This is a genomic window from Streptomyces sp. NPDC047453 (assembly GCF_040643155.1).
In the GTDB taxonomy this organism is placed as follows: Bacteria; Actinomycetota; Actinomycetes; order Streptomycetales; family Streptomycetaceae; genus Streptomyces.
This window is the reverse complement of record NZ_JBEYTS010000008.1, coordinates 137,025-147,441: the sequence shown is the minus strand read 5'-3', so window position 1 is coordinate 147,441 and position 10,417 is coordinate 137,025. Positions and strand designations below refer to the sequence as shown.

Here is a 10,417-nt window from a genome sequence, read left to right as displayed (position 1 = left end):
CCGGCGCCGCCGCCCCCGACCTCCCGCCGGGGGACTCGGGTTAGCCCTCCGCGACCTCATCCCCCCGGCCGTTTGCCGGCTCGGCCGCCCGCTCGCACCGCGAGCGGCCGGCTTTTTCAGCTCCCGGGACGATCGGGATAATGATCGTCCTGTTGTCGGTGCGGCCCGGTACGCTCGAAAGCACGATGACAGAGGACCTCTCACCGGCCGAGCGGTACGCGGCAGCGCGCAGGCGAGCTGCCGAGCAGGCCACCGCGCTCGCGGGATTCCGCGAGATGTACGACTTCGGCCTCGACCCGTTCCAGATCGAGGCCTGCCAGGCGCTCGAGGCGGGCAAGGGCGTACTGGTCGCCGCGCCCACCGGCTCCGGCAAGACGATCGTGGGCGAGTTCGCCGTCCACCTCGCCCTCCAGCAGGGCAGGAAGTGCTTCTACACGACGCCGATCAAGGCGCTGTCCAACCAGAAGTACGCCGATCTGTGCCGCCGCTACGGCAGCGGCAAGGTCGGCCTCCTGACCGGCGACAACAGCCTCAATTCCGAGGCCCCGGTGGTCGTGATGACCACCGAGGTGCTGCGGAACATGCTCTACGCCGGTTCCCAGACCCTGCTCGGCCTCGGCTACGTGGTCATGGACGAGGTGCACTACCTCTCCGACCGCTTCCGCGGCGCCGTGTGGGAGGAAGTGATCATCCACCTGCCCGAGTCGGTGACCCTGGTGTCCCTGTCGGCGACCGTGTCCAACGCCGAGGAGTTCGGCGACTGGCTGGACACCGTCCGCGGCGACACCGAGGTGATCGTCTCCGAGCACCGGCCCGTTCCGCTGTTCCAGCACGTGCTGGCCGGGCGCCGGATGTACGACCTGTTCGAGGAGGGCGAGGGCCACCGGAAGGCCGTCAACCCCGACCTCACGCGCATGGCCCGCATGGAGGCCAGCCGCCCCTCGTTCCAGGACCGCCGGCGCGGCCGCGCGATGCGCGAGGCCGACCGCGAGCGGGAGCGCAGACAGCGCTCCAGGATCTGGACGCCGAGCCGTCCCGAGGTCATCGAGCGCCTGGACGCCGAGGGCCTGCTGCCCGCGATCACGTTCATCTTCAGCCGCGCCGCCTGCGAGGCCGCCGTCCAGCAGTGCCTGTACGCGGGCCTGAGGCTCAACGACGAGGAGGCGCGCGAGCGGGTCCGCGCCCTGGTCGAGGAGCGCACCGCCGCCATCCCGGCCGAGGACCTGCACGTCCTCGGCTACTACGAGTGGCTGGAGGGCCTGGAGCGCGGTATCGCCGCCCACCACGCGGGCATGCTGCCGACCTTCAAGGAGGTCGTCGAGGAGCTGTTCGTGCGCGGTCTGGTCAAGGCGGTCTTCGCCACCGAGACCCTCGCCCTCGGCATCAACATGCCCGCCCGCTCGGTGGTGCTGGAAAAGCTCGTGAAGTGGAACGGCGAGCAGCACGCCGACATCACTCCCGGCGAGTACACCCAGCTCACCGGTCGCGCCGGCCGCCGCGGCATCGACGTCGAGGGCCACGCGGTGGTGCTGTGGCAGCGCGCCATGAACCCCGACCACCTGGCGGGCCTGGCCGGCACCCGCACCTACCCGCTGCGCTCCAGCTTCAAGCCGTCGTACAACATGGCGGTCAACCTGGTCGAGCAGTTCGGGCGGCACCGCTCGCGCGAGCTGCTGGAGACCTCCTTCGCGCAGTTCCAGGCCGACAGGTCGGTCGTCGGGATCTCCCGGCAGGTGCAGCGCAACGAGGAGGGCCTCGACGGCTACAAGGCCTCCATGACCTGCCATCTCGGCGACTTCACGGAGTACGCGCGGCTGCGCAGGGAACTGAAGGACCGCGAGACGGATCTGGCCCGGCAGGGCGCGGTCCAGCGTCGTGCGGAGGCCGCCGTCGCCCTGGAGAAGCTCAAGCCGGGCGATGTCATCCACGTCCCCACCGGCAAGTTCGCGGGTCTGGCGCTGGTGCTGGACCCGGGACTGCCCGCGGGCCGTTCCAACGGCCACCGCGGCCTGGAGTACCACGACGGCCCGCGCCCGCTGGTGCTGACCGCCGAGCGTCAGGTCAAGCGGCTGGCGGCGATCGACTTCCCGGTGCCCGTGGAGCCGCTGGAGCGGATGCGGATCCCGAAGTCGTTCAACCCGCGCTCCCCGCAGTCCCGCCGCGACCTCGCCTCCGCGCTGCGCACCAAGGCCGGGCACATCCCGGCGGAGCGGCACCGCAAGCGGCGCTCCCAGGCGGCCGACGATCGCGAGATCGCCCGGCTGCGCACCGCGCTCCGCGCCCACCCCTGCCACGGGTGCGACGAACGCGAGGACCATGCCCGTTGGGCCGAGCGCTACCACCGGCTGCTGCGCGACACCAAGCAGCTGGAGCACCGCATCGAGGGCCGTACGAACACCATCGCGCGCACCTTCGACCGGATCGTCGCGCTGCTGACCGAGCTCGACTACCTGCGCGGCGACGAGGTCACCGAGCACGGCAAGCGGCTCGCCCGGCTGTACGGCGAACTCGACCTGCTGGCCAGCGAATGCCTGCGCGAGCGCGTCTGGGAGGGCCTGGGCCCGGCCGAACTCGCCGCCTGCGTCTCCGCGTTGGTGTACGAGGCGCGGGTCAGTGACGACGCCATGGCGCCCAAGCTGCCCTCCGGGAAGGCGAAGGCGGCGCTCGGCGAGATGGTGCGGATCTGGGGCCGGCTGGACGCCCTGGAGGAGGACTTCCGCATCAACCAGAGCGAGGGGGTCGGCCAGCGTGAGCCCGACCTCGGCTTCGCCTGGGCCGCGTACATGTGGGCCTCCGGCAAGGGCCTGGACGAGGTGCTGCGCGAGGCGGAGATGCCGGCGGGCGACTTCGTGCGCTGGTGCAAGCAGGTGATCGACGTGCTGGGCCAGATCTCGGCGGCGGCGCCGGTGGAGGGCTCGTCGGTGGCCAGGAACGCGCGCAAGGCCGTGGACGGGCTGCTGCGGGGGGTCGTGGCCTACTCCTCGGTCGGGTAGGCGGAGCCGGACGATCGCATCGATCACATGGTCCCGGTGGCTGCTGCCGGGGCCATGTGGTTTTCGTATGCCCGCACTGCGTCACCGTGCGTGTTCGAATCCATTCGGGGCGTGCAAATCCCCCGAGCGTACTCCTGCCGTGCGCCCCGTTTCAGGCCCTTGCTGAATATGACATGGCGATGATCCGACCGGATTATGCTCGCCCGCGGCGCAGCGAGTTGAGGTTGTTCGTGAGCTTGCTCCCAAGCGTCCTCATACGTGCCGAAATTTCCGTCAGTTTCATGACGTACCCCCACTGGAAGCTGCCCGAACTCAGCCGATTCTTCTCAGAGGGCTTACATGGTGAGTGTTCAATCGCCCCCCGGTGGCCGTGAACTTCCCTACGCGCGCGTGTTGTTGCTGCCCGCCCTGGTGCTGGCGGCGGCCACCGGGGCCTCCGTCGCCCTGGTGACGGACTCGGCCCGCCTCGCCGTCGCCTGTTGCGGCGCCGTCGCCACCCTGCTGGTGCTCGGCACGGGCGCCGAAGCGGTGCGCCGCGGACGCGCCATCCGGGACCAGCGGGCGGAGCACGCCCGGCGCACCGCGGACCTGGAGGGGCGCCTGGCCGCCCACGACCGGGAGATCCACCGTCTCGCCTCCGACATCCTCCCCGCCGCCATCGACCACCTGCGCGGCAGCCACACACCTCCCGAGGTGATGCGCGACATCGTCGACGGCCACCCTGAGTGGCGCCGGATCCCCGAGTCGCAGCGCGCGGTGGTGCGCATGATCCTCAAGATCGTGGACGACGAGGAGAACATCCGCGACTCCACCCAGCGCGCCTTCGTCAGCATCGCCCGGCGCGTCCAGGCGATCGTGCACCAACAGGCCAGGGAACTCAGGGAGATGGAGGAGGACCACGGCCGCAGCCCCGAGGTCTTCGACGACCTGCTGCGCATCGACCACGGCACCGCGCTGATCGGCCGCCTGGCCGACTCCGTCTCCGTCATCGGCGGCGGCCGCCCCGGCCGGCAGTGGCCCAACCCGGTCACGCTCTACAGCGTGCTGCGCGGCGCCATGTCCCGGATCCTGGAGTACCGGCGCATCGAACTGCACTCCATCGCCAAGGTCAACATCAAGGGTGTCGACGTCGAGCCCGTCATCCACGCCGCGGCCGAACTCCTCGACAACGCCACCCGCTACTCGCCGCCGCAGACCAAGGTGCACGTCACGGCCGTCGAGGTGCAGACCGGCGTCGCCATCGAGATCGAGGACGGTGGCGTCAGCCTGAACGAGGAGACCCGTGCCCGGATCGAGCGGCTGCTCGAGGCGGCCAGGGCCGGGGTCGACCCGCTGGACCTCAGCGACACTCCCCGCCTGGGTCTCGCGGTCGTGGGACGCCTGTGCGCGAAGCACAAGATGCAGGTCTCCCTGCGGGCCTCCGCGTACGGCGGTGTCCGCGCGGTCCTCGTCGTGCCCGGCGACATGACGACCACCGATCCGGCTCCGGGACTCGCCCACGGCATCGGCGCGACCTCCGTTCCGGCTCCGGGGGAGGACGCGGTGGCGGGCCCCGAGCGCGCCCCGAAGAGGCGCCGCCCCACCAGCCCCCGCGTCCCCGCCGCGGTGTCCCTGGCGGACGACGAGGTCCCCGAGGTCACCGAGTGGACGGCGGGCGGCCTGCCACAGCGCCGCAGCCGGGCCAGGACCCCGCTGAGCCGGCGCGTCGCCGAGCAGGCCGCCGCCGAGCGTGCCGAGCGGGAGGACGGGACGGTGCGGGCCGTGCCCGGACCCGGGCCCGCGCCCACGAGGAAGGACTCCGAACCGGGCCTGTGGGTCGAGGCGTTCTGGGACGGGCTGAAGAAGGACAACCCGGGCCCGGACCCGACGGGGTTCACCCAGGACCCGACCGCGTATCTCCACCTGATCGAGGAGCCGGCCCGAGCCGAGGCCGACGTCCGGGCCGACGACGAGGGGGACCTCAAGTGATCCAGCAGCGAGCCAACTTCGACTGGATGCTCAAGGAGCTCCACGACAGCGTGCCGGGCATCGAGATGATCGTGGTGCTCTCGGCCGACGGACTGCGCATCGCCCGCTACGGCGGAGACGCCGACGCCGCCGACCGGGTCGCCGCGGCCTGTGCCGGACTCCAGAGCCTCGCGACCGCCGTCGCCGTGGAGATCCCGGGCAGCGACGGCCGGATGAAGCTGGTCGTCATCGAGATCGACGGCGGCTACTTCTACCTCATGTCCGCGGGGGCCAACGCCTATCTCGCCGTGCTCGCCGACATCCGCACCGAACCCGGCCTCATGAGCGCCCGCATGCGCGACCTCGTGGTCCGCATCGGCGCCCACCTGACCAGTCCGCCGCGGCGGGGCGGGCAGACCGTATGACCCCTCCGCGGCGCCAGAGGCGTTCCTCCGGGCACGAACCGCCACCGCCCCCGGACCTCGCCGGGCAGGGCGAGGAGAAACACCCCGAGCGGCTGTACGTGGTCGCCGGGGCGGGCGAGGACGGCGCCCGCGCGGCCGTCGACCTGGTGACACTGATCGTGGCGCGCACCGAGCCGCCGCCGTCCGCCACCCCGGAGCAGGTGGCGCTGCTGCGGCTGTGCACCGCCCCGCTGTCCGTGGCCGAGCTGTCGGCCTACCTCAACCTGCCGTTCAGCGCGACGACGGCCCTGATCACCGAGCTGCTCGCGGCCGGCCTTGTGCAGGCCCGCGCGCCGATCGTCCGCCGGGCGGTCCCCGACCGACACCTCCTCGAAGCGGTGATGCATGGACTTCAAAGGCTCTGACACCATTCCCGGCCCGCGCACCGAGGACCAGCTGCCGCACACGGCACAGGCCGCGGCGAAGATCGTGATCGTCGGCGGTTTCGGGGTCGGCAAGACGACCATGGTGGGCTCGGTCAGCGAGATCAGGCCGCTCACCACCGAGGAGACGATGACCCAGGCCGGTATCGGCGTCGACGACGACTACGGCTCCGAGTCCAAGAGCGCCACCACCGTGGCGATGGACTTCGGCCGCATCACCATCAGCGACCACCTGGTGCTCTACCTCTTCGGCACCCCCGGCCAGCAGCGCTTCTGGTTCCTGTGGAACGGGCTGTTCGAGGGCGCGCTCGGCGCGGTGGTGCTGGCCGACACCCGCCGGCTGGAGGTCAGCTTCGACGTGATGGGCCGTCTTGAGGAGCGCGGCGTGCCCTTCGTCGTCGCCGTCAACTCCTTCCCGGACGCGCCCCGTCACCCGCTCCCGGAGCTGCGCGCCGCGCTCGACCTGTCCGAGGAGATCCCGATCGTCGAGTGCGACGCGCGGCGCCGCGCCTCCAGCCGCGAGGTGCTGCTGACGCTGACGCGCTTTCTGCACTCCCTCGCCGTGACGGGCTCGCCAACCTGATCCGCACCGGCCGGCCCGTCCCGCACCCACACTCCGTTTCCCGAAAGCGACCGCCGTGACGCCTGAACCCCACTCCCCGACCGGTCCGGACGACTTCGCCCTCGACCCGCCCCCCGGCTGCCCCGCGCACGGCACCGGGCCCGGAGGACTGCACCGGCTCCACGAGGCGCGGGACCTGAGAGCGCTCTACGAGCAACTGCGCGAGCAGTACGGCCCGGTGGCGCCCGTACTGCTCCACGACGACGTGCCGATGTGGGTGGTCCTCGGCCACGCCGAGAACCTGCACATGGTGAGCACCCCCTCGCAGTTCACCAAGGACAGCCGTATCTGGACGCCGCTCGGGGACGGCACGGTCAAGCCCGACCACCCGCTCATGCCGCACATCGCCTGGCAGCCGATCTGCGCACACGCCGAGGGCGAGGAACTCAGGCGGCTGCGCGGCGCCGTCCAGGGCGCCCTGGAGTTCATCGACTTCCGCGCCCTGCGCCGCCACATCGGCCGGGCCACCCAGCGCCTGGTCAACCGGTTCTGCGAGACGGGCCGCGCCGACCTCGTCGCCCGGTTCACCGAGCATCTGCCCATGGCGGTGATGTGCCAGGTCCTCGGCATGCCCGAGGAGTACAACGACCGGATCGTGCAGGCCGCCCGCGACATGCTCAAGGGCACCGACACCGCGATCGCCAGCAACGCGTACATCATGGACTGCCTGCTGCGGGTCACCGCCCGCCGCCGGGCCCGGCCCGAGGACGACCTCACCAGCCACCTCATCGAGCAGCCGGCGGGCCTGACCGACGAGGAGGTCGGCCAGCACCTGCGCGTCGTGCTCATCGGCACCTACGAGGCCACCGCCAACCTGCTGGCCAACACCGTGCGCCGGGTCCTGACCGAGCCCGGCTTCCGGGCCCAGCTCAACGGCGGCCAGATGACGGTGCCGGAGGCGGTCGAGCAGTCCCTGTGGGACGAACCGCCGTTCAGCACCATCTTCGGCTACTTCGCCAAGCAGGAGACGGAACTCGGTGGCCGGCGCATCCGCCGGGGCGACGGGCTGCTGCTGGGCATCGCTCCGGGCAACGTCGATCCCCGGGTGCGGCCGGGCCCGACGGCGGACATGCAGGGCAACCGCTCCCATCTCGCCTTCGGCGGCGGCCCGCACGAGTGCCCGGGCCAGGACGTCGGGCGCGCCATCGCCGACGTCGGCGTCGACATGCTGCTGACCCGGCTGCCGGACGTCCGGCTCGACTGCGACGAGGCGGAGCTGCGCTGGACGGAGTCGATCGCCTCCCGCCATCTGGTGGAGCTGCCGGTGCGCTTCACGCCGCGGCCGCAGCAGGACGAGAGATCGAAGCCGAGCCACACCCCGCACCCGGTTACGCCGCCGCGCCCGGCCTGGGAGGTCGGTACCGCGACCGCTAGGCAGCGGCCCGGGCCGTCATCCGTGTCGTCCCCCGAGCTGCCGCCCGAGCCGTCATCCGTGCCGTCCTCCGAGTCGCCGCCCACGCCCCCGGCGGCGCAGGAGCCGCCGGGCGCCGGGGAGCCGGACACCGCACCGGCCGCCGCCGACGCGGCCCGCCCCCAGGGCGCCTGGCAGCGCTTCCTGCGCTGGTGGCGCGGTTACTGACCGGCCCACCCGGCGAAGTCGGACCAGGCCTGGAGCACCCGCCCGCTGGTGAACCGGTGCTCCGCCCCCGTGACCGGATCCGTGAACTCCAGCGTCCGCGCGAGCAGTTGCAGCGGGCGCCGGAAGTCGCCGGCCGGCACGGGGGCGGTCACCACCGGGTAGAGCGGGTCGCCCAGGATCGGCACGCCCAACGCGTTCATGTGCACCCGCAGTTGGTGCGTCTGTCCGGTGGCGGGCGCCAGCCGGTACCGCCCGAGCCCGTCCGCGCGGTGTTCGGCCTGTTCCACGCGTGTGACGGCGTTCTGCTCGCCCGCCACCTCGCGGGCGGCCAGCACCCCGCGCTCCTTCACGATCCGGCTGCGCACGGTCCGCGGCAGGACCAGCGCCGGGTCGTACGGGGCCACCGCCTCGTACTCCTTGCGCACCAGCCGGTCGCGGAACAGCGTCTGGTAGGCGCCGCGCTCCTCGGGCCGCACCGTGAACAGCACCAGCCCGGCGGTGAGCCGGTCCAGGCGGTGCGCGGCGCTCAGCGCGGGGACCCCCAGTTCCCGCCGCAGCCGTGCCAGCGCCGTCTCGGTGACGTGCGAGCCGCGTGGGGTGGTGGCGAGGAAGTGCGGTTTGTCGACGACGACGAGGTGCTCGTCGCGGTGCACGACCCGATGCGGGAACGGCACCGGCACCTCCTCGGGCAGCTCCCGGTGGAACCACACGTACATCCCCGGCTCGTACGGTGCGCCGGACGCCACCGCCCGTCCGTCGGCCCCGACGACTCGGCCCGCGTCGACCATGGCCCCGACCACCCCGGGCCCGGCCCCCGACAGCCGCTCCACCAGATACGCCCGCACGGTGGTCCAGGTGCCCGCGGCGGGCAGCCGCACCCGCACCGGGTCCACCCCGTGGCGCTGGGGCAGGGGAGAGGGCGGGGTACGGGTCTTGCGTCGCATCGACCGAAGCCTACGAGGCCGCCCGTGGTTCGGGAAAACCACTGCGCCGGTGGCCCACGCGTGGGCAGGATACGGGCCATGCCTCTTCTCACCAGCCCGGTACTTCCCGCCGGCACCTTCGCGCGCACCGCGCAGCCCACCCTTCCCACCGGTGACGGTCTCCTCCTGCGGCCCTGGGCGGCCGAGGACGCGCCCGTCGTCCACGACGTCTTCCAGGACCCGGTCATGCACCAGTGGCACGCCAGGGCCGCCGAGTCCGAGGCCGAGGCGGCCGGCTGGATCGAGGAGTGGCGTGCCGCCTGGACCGCGGACCGGGAGGCCCAGTGGGCGGTCGTCGACGCGGACACCGGCCGCCCGGTGGGGCGGGTCGCGCTGCGCGAGGTGCGGTTCGAGGACGGCGCGGCGGAGGTGGCGTACTGGACCGTTCCGGCGGCCCGTGGCCGGGGCGTGGCCTCGCGTGCCACCGCGGCCCTCGTCCACTGGGCGTTCGAGGACACCGGGTTCCACCGCCTGGAACTCCTGCACTCCGTGCACAACGGCGCCTCCTGCCGCGTCGCCACCACGACCGGCTTCGCCCTGGAGGGCACCAAGCGCAGTTCGGGCCTCCACGCGGACGGCTGGCACGACATGCATCTGCACGCGCGCGTCCGCGGGGACTGAGGCGGAGTTCGCGCCCCCCACCACGATATATCGCGTGTATTGACGAAGGGACTCGAGTCGCGATATGTTCGGCTACGGATATTCGGAAGCGAGGTGATCGGGCATGGCCGGCGGGCGCAGAAAGTTGAGCAATCCGCTCGCGCTGACCGTGATGACCACGCTCTGGCAGAAGCCCATGCATCCGTACGAGATCGCGCAGACCCTTCGCCGCCAGGGCAAGGACGCCAGCACCAAGATCAACTACGGCTCGCTCTACACGGTCGTGCAGAACCTCGAGGAGCGCGGCTTCGTCGAGGTGGTCGACGTGGAGCGGCGGGGCAACCGCCCCGAGCGCACGATCTACGCGCTCACCGAGTCCGGCCGCGAGGAGATGACGCGGTGGCTGTCGGACCTCGTCGCCGTACCGGCCAAGGAGTACCCGATCTTCGAGACCGCGCTCTCGCTGCTGGGGGCGCTGCCCCCGGACGACGTCGTGCGGCTGCTGGAGGAGCGGCTGACCGCCCTGGAAATGCGGGTGGCGAGCGGACGGGCGGTGCTGGACAAGCTCTACGAGACGCTGCCGCGCCTGTTCCTCGTCGAGGTCGAGTACCACCAGCACATGGCCGAGGCGGAGACGGAGTGGGTCCGCGGTTTCGCCCGCGAGATCCGCGAGGGCTCGCTACCGGGCGTCGAGAGCTGGCGCCGGTTCCACGAGACGGGGGAGATCCCCGCGGAGTTCAAGGAAGCCGAGGAACGCCACTACCAGAAGTGAACTGCCAATGAGACAGACCCCGGCAGGGCTGTTGCAGCAGCCCCGCCAGGGTCTCGAACCCCGAGCCGAATCCA

At 72.0% G+C, this 10,417-nt stretch carries 9 protein-coding genes; 8 read left to right on the top strand and 1 reads right to left on the bottom strand.

What is annotated here, in order from left to right:
• The first annotated feature begins 140 nt into the window (after positions 1-140).
• The 6 genes from ABZ818_RS10680 (at position 141) to ABZ818_RS10655 (ending at position 7,988) form a co-directional block, all read left to right on the top strand.
• Entirely contained in the window at positions 141-2,993 is a 2,853-nt protein-coding gene (locus ABZ818_RS10680) for a DEAD/DEAH box helicase (RefSeq protein ID WP_361412837.1), read from the top strand.
• Positions 2,994-3,332: 339 nt separating this feature from the next.
• Positions 3,333-4,961: an ATP-binding protein gene (locus ABZ818_RS10675; RefSeq protein WP_361412836.1), complete on the top strand. Its 1,629-nt coding sequence runs from the start codon at positions 3,333-3,335 to the stop codon at positions 4,959-4,961.
• On the top strand, positions 4,958-5,365 hold the full coding sequence (locus tag ABZ818_RS10670; RefSeq protein WP_141362553.1) for a roadblock/LC7 domain-containing protein: 408 nt from the start codon (positions 4,958-4,960) through the stop codon (positions 5,363-5,365). The genes ABZ818_RS10675 and ABZ818_RS10670 overlap by 4 nt, the downstream gene beginning before the upstream one ends.
• Positions 5,362-5,769, top strand: coding sequence for a DUF742 domain-containing protein (locus tag ABZ818_RS10665; RefSeq protein WP_361412835.1), 408 nt, complete (start codon positions 5,362-5,364; stop codon positions 5,767-5,769). Before ABZ818_RS10670 ends, ABZ818_RS10665 begins: the two co-directional genes overlap by 4 nt.
• Positions 5,750-6,370 (top strand): ATP/GTP-binding protein, encoded by a 621-nt coding sequence (locus ABZ818_RS10660; RefSeq protein WP_361412834.1) that lies wholly within the window; start codon positions 5,750-5,752, stop codon positions 6,368-6,370. Before ABZ818_RS10665 ends, ABZ818_RS10660 begins: the two co-directional genes overlap by 20 nt.
• Positions 6,371-6,425: 55 nt before the next feature.
• Positions 6,426-7,988 (top strand): cytochrome P450, encoded by a 1,563-nt coding sequence (locus ABZ818_RS10655; protein WP_361412833.1) that lies wholly within the window; start codon positions 6,426-6,428, stop codon positions 7,986-7,988.
• On the opposite strand, the gene ABZ818_RS10650 is transcribed toward ABZ818_RS10655, so the two are convergent.
• Positions 7,982-8,932 carry an RluA family pseudouridine synthase gene (locus ABZ818_RS10650; protein WP_361412832.1) on the bottom strand — a complete coding sequence of 317 codons (951 nt, stop codon included), beginning with the start codon at positions 8,930-8,932 and terminating at the stop codon, positions 7,982-7,984. The genes ABZ818_RS10655 and ABZ818_RS10650 overlap by 7 nt on opposite strands.
• A gap of 78 nt (positions 8,933-9,010) precedes the next feature.
• Between ABZ818_RS10650 and ABZ818_RS10645 the strand changes: the two genes are divergently transcribed.
• Together ABZ818_RS10645 and ABZ818_RS10640 are read left to right on the top strand one after the other, a co-directional pair.
• A complete protein-coding gene (locus tag ABZ818_RS10645; protein ID WP_361412831.1) occupies positions 9,011-9,592 on the top strand; it encodes a GNAT family N-acetyltransferase in 582 nt (193 codons plus the stop codon).
• 103 nt (positions 9,593-9,695) lie between these two features.
• Positions 9,696-10,343 carry a PadR family transcriptional regulator gene (locus tag ABZ818_RS10640; RefSeq protein ID WP_141362565.1) on the top strand — a complete coding sequence of 216 codons (648 nt, stop codon included), beginning with the start codon at positions 9,696-9,698 and terminating at the stop codon, positions 10,341-10,343.
• Positions 10,344-10,417 lie beyond the last annotated feature (74 nt).

Bases quoted from the DNA above. Each gene is read 5' to 3' on its own strand.
- ABZ818_RS10660 (WP_361412834.1), top strand. From the start codon at position 5,750: ATGGACTTCAAAGGCTCTGACACCATTCCCGGCCCGCGCACCGAGGAC.
- ABZ818_RS10675 (WP_361412836.1), top strand. From the start codon at position 3,333: ATGGTGAGTGTTCAATCGCCCCCCGGTGGCCGTGAACTTCCCTACGCG.
- ABZ818_RS10680 (WP_361412837.1), top strand. From the start codon at position 141: ATGATCGTCCTGTTGTCGGTGCGGCCCGGTACGCTCGAAAGCACGATG.
- ABZ818_RS10650 (WP_361412832.1), bottom strand. From the start codon at position 8,932: ATGCGACGCAAGACCCGTACCCCGCCCTCTCCCCTGCCCCAGCGCCAC.
- ABZ818_RS10645 (WP_361412831.1), top strand. From the start codon at position 9,011: ATGCCTCTTCTCACCAGCCCGGTACTTCCCGCCGGCACCTTCGCGCGC.
- ABZ818_RS10665 (WP_361412835.1), top strand. From the start codon at position 5,362: ATGACCCCTCCGCGGCGCCAGAGGCGTTCCTCCGGGCACGAACCGCCA.
- ABZ818_RS10640 (WP_141362565.1), top strand. From the start codon at position 9,696: ATGGCCGGCGGGCGCAGAAAGTTGAGCAATCCGCTCGCGCTGACCGTG.